The 15,600-nt window shown below is 69.3% G+C and carries 14 protein-coding genes; 5 read left to right on the top strand and 9 right to left on the bottom strand.

Annotated features, from left to right (window positions below; genetic code table 11):
* Positions 1-45: 45 nt before the first annotated feature.
* Entirely contained in the window at positions 46-1,281 is a 1,236-nt protein-coding gene (locus ABT367_RS02360) for an LLM class flavin-dependent oxidoreductase (RefSeq protein ID WP_352248687.1), read from the bottom strand.
* Positions 1,282-1,503: 222 nt separating this feature from the next.
* On the opposite strand from ABT367_RS02360, the gene ABT367_RS02355 reads away from it, so the two are divergent.
* Complete coding sequence (locus ABT367_RS02355) at positions 1,504-2,148, top strand: CoA-transferase (protein ID WP_352248685.1); 645 nt, start codon at positions 1,504-1,506, stop codon at positions 2,146-2,148.
* Between the two features lie 2 nt (positions 2,149-2,150).
* A complete protein-coding gene (locus ABT367_RS02350; RefSeq protein ID WP_352248683.1) occupies positions 2,151-3,914 on the top strand; it encodes a cation:proton antiporter in 1,764 nt (587 codons plus the stop codon).
* Positions 3,915-4,001: 87 nt separating this feature from the next.
* On the opposite strand, the gene ABT367_RS02345 is transcribed toward ABT367_RS02350, so the two are convergent.
* The 8 genes from ABT367_RS02345 to ABT367_RS02310 form a co-directional block, all read right to left on the bottom strand.
* Positions 4,002-5,309, bottom strand: a complete 1,308-nt coding sequence (locus tag ABT367_RS02345) for a carbohydrate-binding protein (protein ID WP_352248681.1) — start codon at positions 5,307-5,309, stop codon at positions 4,002-4,004.
* 153 nt (positions 5,310-5,462) lie between these two features.
* Positions 5,463-6,374: a polysaccharide lyase gene (locus tag ABT367_RS02340; protein ID WP_352248679.1), complete on the bottom strand. Its 912-nt coding sequence runs from the start codon at positions 6,372-6,374 to the stop codon at positions 5,463-5,465.
* Between the two features lie 57 nt (positions 6,375-6,431).
* On the bottom strand, positions 6,432-7,211 hold the full coding sequence (locus ABT367_RS02335; protein ID WP_352248677.1) for a sugar phosphate isomerase/epimerase family protein: 780 nt from the start codon (positions 7,209-7,211) through the stop codon (positions 6,432-6,434).
* On the bottom strand, positions 7,208-8,248 hold the full coding sequence (locus ABT367_RS02330; protein ID WP_352248675.1) for a Gfo/Idh/MocA family protein: 1,041 nt from the start codon (positions 8,246-8,248) through the stop codon (positions 7,208-7,210). The genes ABT367_RS02335 and ABT367_RS02330 overlap by 4 nt, the downstream gene beginning before the upstream one ends.
* A 65-nt stretch (positions 8,249-8,313) precedes the next feature.
* The gene (locus ABT367_RS02325) at positions 8,314-9,168 is read right to left on the bottom strand and encodes a carbohydrate ABC transporter permease (protein WP_352248673.1); all 855 of its coding nucleotides are present in this window, start codon (positions 9,166-9,168) and stop codon (positions 8,314-8,316) included.
* Positions 9,169-9,190: 22 nt separating this feature from the next.
* Positions 9,191-10,132 carry a carbohydrate ABC transporter permease gene (locus ABT367_RS02320; protein WP_352248672.1) on the bottom strand — a complete coding sequence of 314 codons (942 nt, stop codon included), beginning with the start codon at positions 10,130-10,132 and terminating at the stop codon, positions 9,191-9,193.
* A 35-nt stretch (positions 10,133-10,167) separates the two neighbouring features.
* Complete coding sequence (locus tag ABT367_RS02315) at positions 10,168-11,493, bottom strand: ABC transporter substrate-binding protein (RefSeq protein ID WP_352248670.1); 1,326 nt, start codon at positions 11,491-11,493, stop codon at positions 10,168-10,170.
* Between the two features lie 117 nt (positions 11,494-11,610).
* Positions 11,611-12,759, bottom strand: coding sequence for a GntR family transcriptional regulator (locus ABT367_RS02310; protein WP_352248668.1), 1,149 nt, complete (start codon positions 12,757-12,759; stop codon positions 11,611-11,613).
* Between the two features lie 136 nt (positions 12,760-12,895).
* Between ABT367_RS02310 and ABT367_RS02305 the strand changes: the two genes are divergently transcribed.
* The 3 genes from ABT367_RS02305 to ABT367_RS02295 all read left to right on the top strand — a co-directional run bounded on the left by ABT367_RS02305 (position 12,896) and on the right by ABT367_RS02295 (position 15,541).
* Complete coding sequence (locus ABT367_RS02305) at positions 12,896-14,101, top strand: mandelate racemase/muconate lactonizing enzyme family protein (protein ID WP_352248666.1); 1,206 nt, start codon at positions 12,896-12,898, stop codon at positions 14,099-14,101.
* A 137-nt stretch (positions 14,102-14,238) separates the two neighbouring features.
* Complete coding sequence (locus ABT367_RS02300; protein WP_352248664.1) at positions 14,239-14,667, top strand: hypothetical protein; 429 nt, start codon at positions 14,239-14,241, stop codon at positions 14,665-14,667.
* A 196-nt stretch (positions 14,668-14,863) separates the two neighbouring features.
* A complete protein-coding gene (locus tag ABT367_RS02295) occupies positions 14,864-15,541 on the top strand; it encodes a VOC family protein (RefSeq protein ID WP_352248662.1) in 678 nt (225 codons plus the stop codon).
* The last annotated feature ends 59 nt before the right edge of the window (positions 15,542-15,600 follow it).

Raw genomic sequence — 15,600 nt, 5'->3', positions numbered from 1 at the left:
ACGCAACAAGGGGGCCTGCAGAAACCGCTTGCCCCAGCGAGTGGCTCAGGAATCCAGCGGCAGGATCGCGCTCGGCGGGAGCACGGTGTGCTTGAGGTCCTCGGGCACCGGGTTGTTGTGCGAGGGGTACTTCGGGCCGGCCGCGTTGCGGCGGTAGACCGACGTGGAGTGTTCCGGGTTGGTGTCGAACTCGGGGATCACCTTGTCGCCGAAGAGCTCGACCATCTCCTGGTGCTCCTCGAAGGTCATGCCGCCGGTCATGCCGAAGACCAGCTGGTCGCAGCCGACCGTCTGGTACGCGGCGACCTGCTCGCACACCTCGTCGGGCGTGCCGCAGAGCAGCAGGCCCGCCTTGATGATCTCGTCGAGGACCTCGTCGCTGCTGATGTCGCTGCCGGCGAGCTCGCCGAAAGCGATCGGCGGGGTGGGCCAGGTCCGCTCGTCCATCGACTTGGGCATGGTGTCGTGGTACAGGTTCACCAGGGTGACCAGGTAGCCGATGCCCGCGTGCAGGGCTATCTCGCGGGCCCGCTTGCGGTCGTTGAGGCAGATGACCGTGTTGGTCATCATCACGTTGTTGTTCTGGTAGTCCCCGAGGATCTCCTTCGGGTTGGCCGCCGCCTCCTTGTACTGGTCGATACGGCCCTTGAGCTCGAAGATCGGCTCGAAGTTGAAGGCGATCGCACCGATGCCGAGCGAGCCTGCCTTCGCGAACGAGGACGGGTTGCCGCAGGCCATCCAGATGGGCGGGTGCGAGTGCCCGTACGGCTTCGGCAGGATGTTGTGCGGCGTGGGCACCGTGAAGTGCTCCCCGTGGAACTCGTAGTCGTACTGCTCCCACATCCGCACGATCTCGGGAGCGACCTCGTCCCATTCGGCCTTGGTGGTCGAGGGGTCCATGATGTTGAAGGACTTCAGCTCATGGCTGCCCGCGCCACGGCCCGTGCCGTACTCGAAGCGGCCCTTGGTGATGTGGTCCATCATCGCGGCCCGCTCGGCGTAACGGACCGGGTGTTCCTTGCGCGGGGAGAGGCTGTTGATGCCGGTGCCGAGGTGAATGCGCTCGGTCTGGGCGGCGACGTATCCGATCGCGACCTCGGGTGCGGACAGATGGCTGTATTCGGTGAGTGAGTGGTGCTCACCGAACCACACGTATTTCCAGTTGTGCTTGTCCGCCTTGATCGCGAGCTCCAACTCGCGCATCAGGGCGGTGTGTTCCGACGGGCGGTGGTGGGCCGCCATGCCAGGGATGAACCCGTTGAGGAAGAGTCCGAACTCCATGAGGAGCCCTCCCGTATCGATCACGCTCCACGGGCACTGCCCGGGCGCTGCTGTCCGCTTATGTCGATGGCGCTCTGTCACTGATGTCGATCAAGCCGATCACTATGGCTGGGCGGAGGATGCACCAGAAGCCTGCAAGGGGCCATGGGTAGGACAGATCGAAATACGAAATCGGCCGTGGCCTTGGCCACTGCACGGGCGCGCGTCGCGGAGAATCCGCCCATGGACAAACTGGTCACCGCGTCCGCGGCCGTCTCCTCGATCCCCTCGGGCAGCACGCTGGTGCTGCCGGACCCCGACGGCGCGGGCTTTCCCAGTCGGCTCGTGACGGCACTGGCCTCGGTGCCCGCCGAGGGGTTCACCGTGATCTGCCCGGGCGCCGTCCGCGCCGTCGAGGGCCTGCGCAAGTGGCTCGGCAGCGGCCAGATCTCACGGCTGATCGTCGACAGTGCGGCACCGGGCGGCCGACTGGAGGGTGTGGAGGCCGAGTTCGTGCCGCCCGCCCTGCTGAAGCAGCGGCTGCAGGCGAGCGCGGCGGGCACGCCCACGTTCCTCGGGCCGGTCGGCACCCATGAGCGCCCGGTCGAGGACGGTACGCGGGCGATGTTCTTCGGCGACGACGAGTTCGGCCCCGTGCCCGCGCTCACCCCGGACTTCGCCCTGGTCCGTGCCGTACAGGGCGACCCGAAGGGCAATCTCGTCCTCGCCGACGAGGTACGGGAAGCGGTCCTCTCGGTGGCCAGGGCCGCGCACCGCACGTTGGCCGAAATCGACACACTGATTCCCGTACTGCATCCGCGGCTCGTGCAGCTCCCCGCGCGCCATGTGCAGTCGGTGGTCGGGGCGGCCGCGAAGGTGCGCGGCTGACCATGGAGTTCACCCTTGTCGCCGTGCTCGGCGTGATCAGCATCGTCGCGGTCGCCGCCTTCTCCGAACGCCTCGGGCTCGCCGCCCCGCTCAGTCTGGTGCTCGTCGGGATCGGGCTGAGCTTCATCCCGGGCGTGCCGCATCCGGACGTCGAACCCGAGTTGATCCTGGCGGGAGTCCTGCCGCCGCTGCTCTACTCCGCCGCGGTGAACATGCCGGTCACGGATTTCCGGCGCGATCTGGGGACCATCAGCGGGCTCGCGGTCACCTTGGTGGCGCTCTCCACGCTCGGGGCCGGTGTGCTGTTCCACTGGCTGCTGCCGGAGATCGGCTGGCCGGCGGCTTTCGCGCTCGGCGCGGTGATCAGCCCCACCGACGCGGTCGCCGCCACCTCGGTGGGCAAACGCCTCGGGCTGCCGCACCGGCTGCTCACCGTGCTCGAAGGCGAGGGCCTGGTCAACGACGCCTCCGCCTTGGTCCTGCTCCGCACGGCCGTCGCCGCCTTCGCCGGCTCCTTCTCGATCTGGGCCACGGTCGGCGAGTTCCTGTACGCGGTGGTCGTGGCGGTCGCCGTGGGTCTGGTCGTGGGCCTGGTCAACGTACGGCTGCGGGCGCTGCTCAACGATGCCGTGCTCAACACGGCGATCTCGTTCGTCGTGCCGTTCATCGCGTATCTGCCCGCCGAGGAACTGAACGCCTCGGGAGTCCTCGCGGTCGTGATCGCCGGTCTGGTCACCGGACATCAGAGCCCGCGCTATCTGCGGGCGAACGACCGCATCGCCGAGTCGACGAACTGGCATACGGCGGCGTTCCTGCTCGAGAGCGGCATGTTCCTGCTCATGGGCCTGAGCGTGAAGACCCTCGTCGACGAGGTGCGCGCCGAGGATCTGAGCGTCGCCCGTGCCCTTCTGATCGGTCTCGTGGCGGCGGCGTTCGTCATGCTCGCGCGACTGCTGTTCATCGTCCCGCTCGTGGCCGGGATGCGACGGGACGTGGCGAAGGCCTCGCAGTCCAAGGAGCGCATCGAAGCGCTGCAGCAGGTGCTCAAGAACCCCGAGGAGAATCCGGACTTCGCCGAACGGATGCGCAACCTCCCGGAGAAGCGCATCGAAGGCTTCAGGAAACGGGTCACCAGGAAGTCCGCCGACATCGAGTTCACCGTCAACCAGTACTTCGGCGCACGCGGCGGCCTCATCCTCGGCTGGGCGGGCATGCGCGGAGCGATCACGGTGGCGGCGGCGCAGACGCTCCCCGAGGACACACCCGACCGTGCCCAGCTCATCCTGATCGCCTTCGTGGTGGCGGCCACCACGCTGCTGCTCCAAGGGCTGACGCTGCCGATGGTGATCCGCAAGGTGGGGGTGCCCGAGGACGATCCTCAGCAACTGCGTGAGGAGGGGGCGCGGCTGATGAACGCTCTGGGCGAGTCCGCCACCGACTTCCTCGAGAACCCCGCGCTCACCGACAAGGCGGGCGAGCCCTATCCGCAGCGGCTCATCGAGTTCGTACGCAGCGACGCGCGCGTGGAGGCCCAGCGCAAGGCCGGCGACGGCCGCAAGCAGCGGGAGGGTGCGCCGAGCAGGTACGAGGCCGGCAGCCGCGACCAGTTCCTGGAACTGCGGCTGCGGGTCCTGGCCGTACAGCGGGAGGAACTGCTCAAGGCGCGCTCGTCGGGCACCTACAGCTCCCTCACGCTCGGCAAGGCGCAGCACGTCCTCGATGTGGACGCGGCGCGCTTCGAGCAGTTGGAGAGCTCCGGGCACTGACGCTGTCGCGCGACGGCCCGGTGCCATGGACCGAGGGGCTCTCCTGCCGGAGGGCCCCTCGGCCATGACGCGCCGGCTCCCGACCTGTCAGGAGATCTGGGTGATCTTCCACCAGTTGAGGTCGAAGCCGCCGGTCACCGCGTACAGGCCGAACTGGTGCGTTCCGGCCGGGAGTTCCACTTCGCGGGAGATGGTGCGGTAGCTGTCATAGCTCCCGGTGTCGGGTACGGAGACGTTGCCGAGCGGGGTGGCCCCGCCGCCGATGTCGAGGGAGAGCGTGCCGCCGTTGTTCGGCGAGGCGACCCGGTACTCGACGAGATAGCGGCCCGTTCTGGGGACCGCGACGTTCTGGAAGGCGATCCAGTCGGTGCTGTCGAAGCTGCCGACCGTCTGGCCGCCGCCCGCATCGGACGTCGTCTTCTTCGTGACGCCCTTCATGGCCGAGTAGTCCTCGGCCTGGAAGCTGCGGGAGTGGCAGCCGCCGGAGGCCAGTTCGCACACGTCCGAGCGCTGGGTGGACACCTTGAGGTCGTCGTACCAGATGTACGAGTCGTTCGTCGGGGCGAAGGAGGGGGTGGCCCCGCCGAAGAAGGAGGAGAAGTACGCGCGGTCCACCAGGTCGCCGTTGCGCACGAAGCGCAGCCCACGGATCGTGGCCGCCTGGGCGCCGTTGTACCAGATGTCGATCTCACCGTCGGGGTTGGCGTTGCTGCCGCTGACGGTGTTGACCTTGAGGCGCTGGACGATGTTGACCCACTGGCCGCGGGGCCAGTTGATGAGGTTCCCGGCGGCGTCCTTCAGGTCCGCGTAATCGCCGTACTGGCCCGCGTGGCCCATGTGGTAGTAGTAGATCGCCACCTTGCCGCCGGACCGCCAGATCATCCGCGAGCTGAAGCCGTTGTAGCCGTCGCAGACCTGTCCGCCGGAGCACGAGGCGCCGCCCGCAAGACCGATGCCGACCTTCCCGGCGTACTCGGTGGTGCCCCAGCTGAAGTCGCTGCTGAAGCGCACCCAGTACGAGAGGTAGTACTCACGGCCCGGGGTGAGCTGCAAAGGTGCCTGCGCGCCCGAGTCGGCCGGTCCGATCTTGCCCTTCGGGTAGAACACCCGCAGCGATTTCCCGCCCGAGTGGTGGAAGTTGTAGCCGTCGATCCAGGTGCGCGTGCTCATGCCCTCCTCCCAGGGGGCGTACCAGCCGTCCTGGGACCACTGGCCGAGGTCGTACGCGCTGCCCCGTTCGGGGCGTTCGAAGGTGTTGTACCTGAAGGAGGGCGAGGCGGCCGCGGTCGCGGTGTCGCCGGGCGGCGAGGGGTCCTCGGCCGAGGCGGTGCCGGCGACGAGGGTGGCCAGGAGCGTGGCGAGCAGTGCTGCCTTTCTGAGCAACGTCGTTCTCATCGTCGTTCTCATGGATCACTCCGCTTCGAAAGCTGTTACCACTGCAGGGACGGTGCGGTGGTGCGGTGACCTCCTTCCGGAGTCGGCCCCTGCGGGGAGAGGGGCGGCACGGCAGGCGTGGTGGCCGATCTCCCAGCACGGCGAACGGGACGGTCAGGGACGGCCCTTGAGCTCGGGTATGTCCGCCCGGTTGGTGGAGATCGTGATGTCGTCGTACCAGATGTAGCTGTCGTTCTGCGGCGCGAACTCCCAGGTGGCGCCGCCCGCGAAGCTGGAGAAGTAGGCCCGGTCGACCTGGTCGTCGTTGGTGACGAAGCGCAGGCCGGTCACCTTGGCCGCGGGCTTGCCGTTGTAGAAGACCTCGATCACGCCGTCGGGATTGGCCTGTCCGTCGGTGACGGTGTTGACCCTGACCCGCTGGACGACGTTGACCCACTTCCCCTTGGGCCAGTGGACGGTCTCGCCGTTCTGCTGCAGCGTGACGTAGTCGCCGTACTGGCCCTCGTGGCCCATGTGGTAGTAGTACAGCGCCGCTTCACCGGTGTTGAGCCGCCAGATGAAGCGCGAGCTGAAGCCGTTGGTGCCGTCGCAGATCTGTCCGCCGGAGCAGGAGGCGCCGCCGGCGAGGCCGATGCCGACCTTGCCGGCGTTGTACACCGTCCCCCAGCTGAAGTTCTCGTCGAACTTGACCCACTGGGACACGTAGTACTGCCGCGCCTTGTCGAGCCGGAACGGTGCCTGGGCGCCGGAGTCCTCCGGGCCGATCTTCCCCTTCGGGTAGAGGACCCGCAGCGACTTGTCGCCGCTGTGGGCCGGTTCCGTGCCGTCGACCACGGTCCGGGTGTCCATGCCCTGCTGCCAGGGTGCGGTGAACCCTTCCTTCGCCCATTCGTCGAGTGTGTACGGGCCTCCGGCGGGCGGCTGCTCGAAGGAGTTGGTCAGGTGGGTGCCGGGCTTGCCCTCGGCCTCCACCGTGGTGCCCGAGGCGAGCTGCGGGTACAGCATCGCGGGGGCGAGCAGGGCCGCGGCCATGGCTGTGGTGAGGGTCAGTTTCCTGCGGTTCAACGGGGGCCTCGTTCCGGGTTGTTGGTGGTGGGGCGTACGGCGTTCGTGTGGCGGCGGTCAGGCGGTTTCGTCCATCAGGGAGCGGAAGGCGGCCAGTGCCTGGTCGAGCGGCGGCGCCTGCGGGTACCAGGCCGCCTCCCATTCGAGGGAGAACCAGCCGCGGTAGCCGATCTCGTCGAGCAGCCGGCGGAACTCCCCGAGCGGTACGGCGCCCGAAGACGGCAGGACGGGGGCCAGGTCCTGCGGTGAGGCGACGTCCTTCAGCTGTACGTGGGTGAGCAGCCCGGTCAGCGCGGCGGCGGTGCCGGCCAGGGATTCGCCGGCGCGCCACGGGTTGACGACATCCCAAAGGGCGCCCAGCTGCGGTGGGTTGCCGGCCCGGTGCAGGACGTCGGCGACCGCGCGTCCGGTGAGGAAGGCGTCATGGGTCTCCAGGAGGATCCGTACACCGGTGTCCGCGCCGAACTCGGCTGCCCCTGCGAGCCGTTCGGCGGCACGGTCGGCGGTACCGGGGTCGTCCGGGTCCCCTCCGAACACCCGCAGGTGCGGGGCGCGCGCGGCGCGAGCCAGCTCCAGGTGCCGGCCCAGGACTTCGCCCGTCTCGGGAGCCGGGGCGCCGACCTGGACGTAGGAGGCGAGGCAGATGACGTCGATGCCCGCGTCGGCGAGCTGTCGGCCGACGGTCGCGGCGTGGGCGTGGGTGGCGTCGGGCGGCAGGATCTCGCCGTCGGCGCAGCGCAGTTCGACACCTCCGCAGCCGTGGCGGCGGGCCAGTTCGGTCACCTGCTCCACAGGAGTGCCCGGGCAGCCGAGGGTGCTGAACGCGAGGCGGCTCATGCGGAGTTCCGCAGCAGGCCGCCGGGGAGCGGATGCGGCCCGCCGGTCACGGACTCGGGCCGGCCGCTGAGTTCGGACTCGTACACCGCGAGCACCGTCGCCACGACCGAGCGCCCGTAGCGGCCGTCGACGACGGGTGGCCGTCCGGTGCGGCAGGCCTCGGTGAAGTCGGCGAGCTGGGCGGTGAAGGCGTCCGCCGGCTCCTCGTCGGGCGGCGCGAGCGGGGTCTCCGCTCCCCCGCGGCTCACCCAGATCCCTTCGGGCGCCGACCAGCGCACCGAGCCCTGTTCGCACAGCACCACGGTCTCGTCGGTGTACGGGACCGGAGCGCTGGTGAGGTGGAAGCTCGCCTTCACCCCGTTGGTCAGGTCGACCAGACCCACCGCGTCCGTCTCGATCTCCAGGCCGCCGCGGCTCCATGTGTGGGCGTGCACGGTCTCGGCGGCGCTTCCGGCCAGCCACTGGATGCGGTCGAGGCCGTGGGTGCCGACGTTCATGACGATGCCGCCGCCCGCCATCACGGGGTCGAAGAACCAGTCGGGGCGCGAACCCTTCGCGTAGTGCGAGGTGCGCCGGTGTGCGATGGCGCGCACCGGACCGAGCTCCCCGGAGCGCAGGACCGCCTCCGTGCGGCGGGCGCCGGCGCCGAAGCGCACGACGTGTCCGACCGCCAGCAGCACACCTGCCGTGTCACAGGCCTCGATCATCGCCGTGCAGTCCGCGACGGAGGTCGCCATCGGCTTCTCGACCAGGACGTGCACCCCGGCTTCCGCCGCGGCGAGCGTCATCTGGGCGTGCAGGGCGTGCGGCGCGGTGATGATCACGCCGTCGAGCGGTTCGCGGGCGAGCATGTCCTCGTGGCGGGTGTACGCGGCGGCGCCGGCCTGCTGCGCCATCGCGCGGGCCGCGTCGGCCCTGATGTCGCAGACCGCGGCCACGGTGACGCCGGGCAGCGCACGCGCCGCCTGGACGTGCAGCGCGCCGACGATGCCTGTGCCGATGATGCCGAGCCTGAATCCGGGCTCGTTGGTTCGCACCGATGACTCCTTGGGTTCTGTGCGGGTGGTGGTTGCCTGCGTCCGGCCGCCCGGCCGCGACGCGGTCAGCCCTTCACCCCGGCCGACATGGCTCCGCGTACGAAGTAGCGCTGGGCGAAGACGAAGAGGACGAGGATCGGCACCAGCGACATGAGCGCCGCGGCGGTCACCAGCTGGTCGTTGCCGATGAACTGGCCGCGCAGCCCCATCACTCCGAGCGGCAGCGTCAGCTTGTCGGGCGAGGTCAGGTACACCGTCGGCTCGAGGACGGCGCCCCAGGACGTCATGAACGTGAACACGCTCAGGGTCGCCAACGCCGGTTTGACCAGCGGCAGATGGATCCGCGTGAAGATCCGCCAGGGCCCGGCGCCGTCGAGGGTGGCCGCCTCCTGGAAGTCCTGCGGGATCGCCAGGAACGACTGCCGCATCAGGAAGATCCCGAACGGTGTCGCCAGCCAGAACGGCACGATCAGCGGCAGGAACGTGTCCAGCCACCCGAACTCACGGAACATCAGGAACGACGGGATGATGGTGACCACCGTGGGCAGCATCAGCGTGCCCAGCGCCGCGGTCAGGAGCGCGCCGCGTGCGGGCAGCCGCATCCGGGCCAGCGCATGGCCCACCATCGCGCTGCTGAGCACGTTGCCGACGGTCGCCGCCGTCGCGATGACGAAGCTGTTCAGGGCGTACGTGCCGAACGGCGCGCGGTCCCACACCTCCGAGTAGTTCGACCACTGCGGCGGGTCCGGCAGGATGACCGGCGGCACTTCGATGTACTGCGCGTGCGTCTTCAGGGAGTTGAACAGCGCAGCCAGGAACGGCAGCACCATGAGCAGGGCGCCGGAGCCGACGAAGAGGTAGGCGGCCGCGCGCCCGAACCTGAAACGTGTCCGCGTCCGTGGCCGGTTCGAAGGCCGCACGCGGGGTCGCTCGACGAGGGCCTCAGGCATAGTGCACCCACCGCTTCTGGAGCCGCAGTTGGATCAGGGTGAGGACGAGGATCACCGCGAACAGCACCCAGGCGATCGCCGCCGCGTAGCCCATCTGGAAGTACTCGAAGCCCTGCCGGTACATGTAGAGGACCGTCAGCTCGCTCGCGTCGCCGGGGCCGCCGCCCGTCATCACGAAGACCTGCTCGAAGGCCTGCAGGGTGGTGATGGTGGACAGGACGAGCACGAGGAACGTCGTCCCGGAGACACCGGGCACGGTGATGTGCCGGAACCGGCCCCAGGCGCCGGCCCCGTCGACCCGGGCCGCCTCGTAGCGCTCCTGCGGGATCGCCTGCAGGGCCGCGAGGAACAGCACCATCATGTAGCCGGCGCCCTTCCACACCGCGATCAGCGCCAGCGTCGGGATCACGAGGACGGGACTGTCCAGCCAGGTCAGCGGGTCGATGCCGAACCAGTCGAGGACCGCGTTCGCGCTGCCGAGACGGGGGTTGAACACCGCGTCGGCGACGTACGCCATCACCACCCACGACGACACCACGGGCACGAAGTACGCGCCGCGAAACAGCGGCATGAACCGCAGCTTCTGGTTCAGTGCGACGGCCAGGGCCAGTGCCACCACCGTCTGCAGCGGTACGAAGATCAGCGCGAAGTAGCCGGTGTTGAGCAGGCTCGTCCAGAACGCCTCGTCGCCGAGGAGCCGGGAGTAGTTGTCCAGGCCGGTCCAGCGTGGCGAGGACACGGTGTCGTAGTCGGTGAAGCCCAGATAGGCGAGGGCCAGGACCGGCCAGGCCGTCAGCAGGACGAGGTGGGCCAGGTACGGGGTGGCGAACAGCATCGCCCACCGGCGTTCGACGCGTCGTGCGGAGCGTGCCGGGCGGTCCGAGCGGGGCGCGCGACGCGGTGTACGGAGGGTCTTGCGGGGTGCGCCTGCCACGTCACGCCTCCTTCCCTGCTCGGTGGCGACGGGCGTCATCGGGCGGGCCGGAACCGGTCGATGGCGGACTGCGCCGCGTCCTGCCCGGTCTTGAGGGCGTCGGGGACGGAGGACTCCTTGTTCAGCGCACCGGTGACGGCCTCGGCGAGCGCCGTGGTGTATTCGCTCCACACCGGGTTGAGGCCCAAGTCGTCGGCGCCGGCCAGGGAGTCGAGGAACACCTTGCGGTCGGCGGGCAGGGTCTTGGGGCTGAGGAAGGCGGGTGTCCGCGTGACCTTCTTGTTGATCGGAATCGCCTCGCCGATCGCGGTCCAGTCGGCCTGCGGCTTCTCGCCGGAGAAGAACTCGATCCACTTCCAGGCGGCTTCGGCGCGGGCGTCGGGCGCGGCCCGGTTGATCACCCAGGCGTTGATGTTGGCGAGGTCACCGCGCTGTCCGCCCGGTCCCTTGGGCAGCGGGGCGACCCCGAAGTCGACCTTGCCCTGGTTGGCGGTCTGGATCCGGGCGTAGATGCCGAACTGCATCGCCACCACACTGCTGGGGAACAGGGTCTGGGACTTGCCCAGGGCCTCGGTCGTCACCGGGTCGGGGGCGACCTTGTCCTCGTACATCGTCTTGAGCATCCAGTCGAACGCCTCGCGGCTCCCCGGACTGTCGATCGCGACCTTGCCGTCGTCGCCGAGCACCTCGCCGCCGAAGGCCTTGACCATCGGCCACCAGCTCTCGACGAAGCTCGGTGAGTAGGAGCGGAAGCCGTAGACGTCCGGCTTGCCGTCGCCGTTGGTGTCCTTGGTCAGCTTCTTCGCCGCGGCCAGCAGATCGTCGTACGTCCAGTCGGCGGTCGGTTCCGCCACTCCGGCGTCCTTGAACAGCTTCTTGTTGTAGAACAGCGCCGTGGACTGGGCTCCTTGCGGGAAGCCGTACAGGCGGCCCTTGGGATCACCCTTCTTGATGAGGTCGACGCCCAGGTAGTCGTCGGCGTTCAGCTTCGACGCGTATCCGCTGAGGTCGCGCAGGCTGCCCCGGCCCGCGAACTCCTGGACCAGCACGCCGTCCGACAGCCACACATCCGGGGCCTTGCGGCCGGCGAGCTGGGTGCGCAGCCGGGTGTGGAACTTGTCGTAGTCGGCCGACTCGATCTTGACGCGGATGGTCGGGTTGGCCTTCTCGAACTCCTTGACCAGCTTGCGCATGGTGCCGTCGGCCGGTCCGCCGGCCTCCGCGTAGTAGCCGAGGGTGATGGTCGTCTTCCCGTCGGCGGCGCCTTCCGAGTCGCCGCCGCAGGCGGTCGCGGTGAGCGCCATGGCCAGCGCGAGGACGGATGCGGCTGTTCTGGTGCGAACTGCCCTGCGTATGGGCATGGTTGTGCTGCGGTCGGGCATGGCTGATGAGCCTCTCTGCTCAGGAGTCCCGGGGCTGTACGGGTGCGGTCCGGTGACGTGGTGTCGGTCGTGGCGGGTGCGCGCGCAGCGCCCGCGTCAGGTGGTCGCGGTGACGGCGCGTACCCGGTGGTTCGTTTCGGCTGCCGCGTGGGCACCGCCGCACGAGGCCCGTACGACGAGGCGGGGTTGGAGTTCGAGCCGGCGGGCCGGGATCTCCGGCCCCTTGGTGATGCGCTGCAGCAGGAACTCGGCCGCCAGCGCGCCGATATCGGTCTTGGGCGGTGCCACCGCCGTGAGCGCGGGATCGCCGAACTCCGCGATGTCATCGTCGTAGGCGACGACCGCGAGGTCCTGCGGCACCCGCATGCCGAGCCGCCTGGCATGGCCCAGAAGCATCACCGCGTCCCGGTCGCCGTGACAGAACACGGCGGTCACGCCGCTGCCACGGCACATGGCCGCGTAGGCCTGGATCTCCTCACTCGTCCACTCCACGCGCCGGACGACCGCCTCGGGCACGGGGTCCACGCCGAGGGCAGCGGCGGCGAGTCCGTAGCCCTCGGTGATCACGGCGGCGGTGCCGGTGCGCAGCCGGCCCAGGTAGCCGATCCGGGTGTGGCCGAGCGAGGTGAGATGCCGTATCGCCGCGTAGACGCCGCCCACGTGATGGGTGGCCACGTACGACGTGGGGTCGTCGGGAGCCGGGGCCGGCGGCCGGCGCTCGACCAGGACATAGGGGACGGGCAGTCGGTGCAGGGCGTCCACGTGCGCCTGCGGATCGTCCGCGAGGTTCAGATTGGGCACCAGGATCAGTCCGTCGACGCCGTTGTCGAGGAGCCGGCGGGTCTGCTCCGCCTCCAGGGCGAGGCGGTTCTCGGAGCTGGCAAGGATGACGCCGGCGCCCGCGGCGGTCGCCGCCCGTTCGATCCCCTCGATGACCTGCGGGTAGTAGTACGACGTCGAGGGGACGAGGACACCGAGCAGCCGTCGTCGCGGTGTGGGCGGCAGGCTCGCCAGATATGTGCCCGAGCCCTGCCGGCGCACGACGATCCCCTCGTCCACCAGGACACCCACCGCGCGGCGCACGGTGTTGAGACCCACGGCGTAGGACTCCGCCAGTTCCGGCTCGGTGGGCAGCTTGGTGCCGATACCCCAGCCTTCGTCGGAGATCCGCTGTCGCAGCGCCTCCGCGACGACCTCGGATTTCATTCCCTTGGAGAATGAATTCCGCTCACTGCTTGCTGTCATGGCCGGGATGATGCACCAGTCATTTCTTGGCCGTCAATGCTTGTGGACTAATTCCTTTCATGGTTCTCTGCATCCTGACACCGCTTCTGACCTGCTAAAACAAGGAATGAATTCATTCCTCGAAGAAGGAGGACTGTTGACCTCCATAGCCACGCCCGCCAGCGCATTGCAGGGGCTGGTCATCGAAAGCATCGAGTGTTTTGTGCTGCCTCTGCCCACCCTGCGGGACTTTGTGATCTCCGGTGGGGTGGTGACGCGGCGCGGCGGTACGCACCCCCGCGTCCTGGTCCGCATCGGCGCGGGCGGCGCCGTCGGGTGGGGCGAGGCGACCCCGGCCCCGACCTGGACGTACGAGACGGTCGAGAGCATCGTGGCGACCATCGAGCGCTATCTCGGTCCGCCGCTCCTGAACCGGCCGGTGTGGGACATCGCCGGCGCCCACCGCGTCTTCGACCGGGCCATCAACCCCGGCTACACGACCGGCACTCCGCTCGCCAAGGCTGCGCTCGATCTCGCCCTGCACGATCTCGTCGGCCGGCTGCTCGGCCTGTCCATCGGGGAGTTGTGGGGCCAGCGGCAGATCGACCGGGTGCCGCTGGCGTGGATCGTCTCCGGGGATCCGCCCACCGCGGCCGACGAGGTGGCCGAGGGACTCGACTCCGGATACGGAGCGTTCAAGATCAAGGTCGGCACGGCCCCCCTCGAGGAGGACATCCGGCGGGTGGAAGCCGTACGTGCTGCCGCACCCACCGCGCCACTGTGGGTGGACGCCAACCAGGGCTACACCGTGAACCAGGCTCTGCACCTCTCCCGCCGCCTCCAGCCGTACGAGATCGACCTGCTCGAACAGCCGCTGCGGGCCAATGACCCGCTGGGCCTGCGCCGGTTGCGCGAGCGCAGCGAGATCCCGATCGCGGTGGACGAAAGCCTGGTCCACCCCAGCGACCTGGCCGCCTTCGTCCATCTGCAGGCGCTGGACATCGCCGTGGCCAAGGTGCAGCGCACGTCCGGTCTGCATCTGTCCCGGCGGCTGTGCGCGCTGGCGCAGGACTGCGGGATCGGCCTTGCGGGCTCCGGACTCACGGACTCCGATCTGGGCCTTGCCGCGTCCTTGCACCTGTTCGCCGCCTTCGGCATGGACCGTCCGGCCGACCTCAACGGCCGCCAGTTCATACGGTCCACCTATGTCGCGGGCTCCGGGGTGGAGGTACGCGACGGTGTCGCCGGCGTGCCGACGGGGCCGGGTCTCGGGGTGGAGGTGGACGAGGAGGCGGTGCGCGGACAGGCGGTCTACCCGTTCGACGGGCTCCTGCGGCGGCGGATCACGGCAGGCGCGCGGTAGGCCGCCGTTGCCTCTCGCCCCGGCGCGCGACGCGAGGCAGAGGGCTCAACTCGCCCACGCAGCAAAGCCGTTGACAGAATGATCTCCGCTGCGATGGGATCCCCTCTGTTCGATTCTTGAAACGGGAGGGGATTCTGATGAAGATGCGGCGTGTGACGCAAGTGGTCCTGGGGCTTGTGGCGAGCCTGGGCATGGTGGTGGGCATGCAGGGCGCTGCCTCGGCGAGCGGGCTCAACGTGAGCATCGTCAAGTCGTGGGGCACCACGACGTTCTACCCGTCGGGTGACTGGCTGTACATCCAGGACACGGACGCCGACGGCTACGCGGTCTACGGCAAGATCCAGGAACTTGTCTGTTCAGGCTACGACTGCCAAGCCCCGGAATGGCAGGACATCCGCACCGGCTGCTACGACACCACCAGCATCGGCGACAACGGCTCCCCGATCCGCCAGTGCAACTACGACATCGCCGAGAACAGCTATGTCCGCGCCTGCGAGGCGCGCTACACGAGCGTCGGCGGAAGCCGCTACGGTTCCTGGTACTGCAGCGACGCCACGAGGTCCTGACCTGCACCGACAGCCTCCCACGACGGAGGTCACAGCTCGGGGCGCCGGCCGGGACGGTCACCACTGACGACTCGGCCGGCACGGCGGCCGGCTGCGGCTCCGCCCTTCACGCTGCGCTTCGGGCCGGCGCCGTGGATCGCGGCAAGTGCGATCCACCCCTGGCCTCCGCGGTGGTGGCACTGACAGCATGAGCGCCATGGAGGCTCTCACCACCCCGGAAGTCCTGTCCGCGATCCATGACGAGTTGGGCGACTGGCGTCGGCTCGCCCAGCCCCTGGCGGCCCGCTACGTGACCGAGGGCGAGGACCCGACGGTCGCCGCCTCCTTCGTCTCGGCCGTCGCCCAAGTGGCCGCGACCGCGGGTCATCCGGTGCCGGAGATCCGACTGGGCAACGGCTGCGTCGACCTCTTCCTTTACACGGTGGACCCCGCCGGCGGGCGCTGGATCACGGCGAAGGATCTCGAACTGGCCCGGCTGATCACGGGCCTTGCCACCAAGTTCCTGCTGCGGGCTGCGCCCGCGGATGTGACCCAGGTCGAGCTCGCCCTCGACTCGGCCGACCACACGGCCGCGGGCCCGTTCTGGGCCGCGCTGCTCACCGGCGACGCGGCGAACACCGTCCACGATTCGGTCTTCGATCCCCTGAACCGTCTCCCCGCGATGTGGTTCCAGCAGACCTCCCCGCACGAGACACCCCGCCAGCGCTGGCACCTGGACGTATGGCTGGCGCCCGAGGTCGTCGAGAAGCGCATCGCGGCCGCCCTGGCCGCGGGCGGCACCGTGGTGGACGACTCCGAGGCACCCTCGTACACCGTCCTGGCGGACCCGGAGGGCAACAAAGCCTGCGTGGCCTGCGCGACCGGGCGCGGCTGACGGGCCGAGGCCGCGTAACCCATTCGGCCGACACCACACACCACCTGGGCAAACCCGCT

The organism is Streptomyces mesophilus, assembly GCF_040300965.1.
Taxonomy (GTDB): Bacteria; Actinomycetota; Actinomycetes; order Streptomycetales; family Streptomycetaceae; genus Streptomyces; species Streptomyces mesophilus_A.
The sequence above is the reverse complement of the archived record's forward strand: the minus strand, read 5'-3'. Positions and strand labels throughout refer to the sequence as shown.

What these genes read in the sequence shown, in the direction of transcription:
- ABT367_RS02360 (WP_352248687.1), bottom strand. Translation starts at nt 1,281, where the DNA reads ATGGAGTTCGGACTCTTCCTCAACGGGTTCATCCCTGGCATGGCGGCC.
- ABT367_RS02355 (WP_352248685.1), top strand. Translation starts at nt 1,504, where the DNA reads ATGGACAAACTGGTCACCGCGTCCGCGGCCGTCTCCTCGATCCCCTCG.
- ABT367_RS02350 (WP_352248683.1), top strand. Translation starts at nt 2,151, where the DNA reads ATGGAGTTCACCCTTGTCGCCGTGCTCGGCGTGATCAGCATCGTCGCG.
- ABT367_RS02345 (WP_352248681.1), bottom strand. Translation starts at nt 5,309, where the DNA reads ATGAGAACGACGTTGCTCAGAAAGGCAGCACTGCTCGCCACGCTCCTG.
- ABT367_RS02335 (WP_352248677.1), bottom strand. Translation starts at nt 7,211, where the DNA reads ATGAGCCGCCTCGCGTTCAGCACCCTCGGCTGCCCGGGCACTCCTGTG.
- ABT367_RS02315 (WP_352248670.1), bottom strand. Translation starts at nt 11,493, where the DNA reads ATGCCCATACGCAGGGCAGTTCGCACCAGAACAGCCGCATCCGTCCTC.
- ABT367_RS02310 (WP_352248668.1), bottom strand. Translation starts at nt 12,759, where the DNA reads ATGACAGCAAGCAGTGAGCGGAATTCATTCTCCAAGGGAATGAAATCC.
- ABT367_RS02300 (WP_352248664.1), top strand. Translation starts at nt 14,239, where the DNA reads ATGAAGATGCGGCGTGTGACGCAAGTGGTCCTGGGGCTTGTGGCGAGC.
- ABT367_RS02295 (WP_352248662.1), top strand. Translation starts at nt 14,864, where the DNA reads ATGGAGGCTCTCACCACCCCGGAAGTCCTGTCCGCGATCCATGACGAG.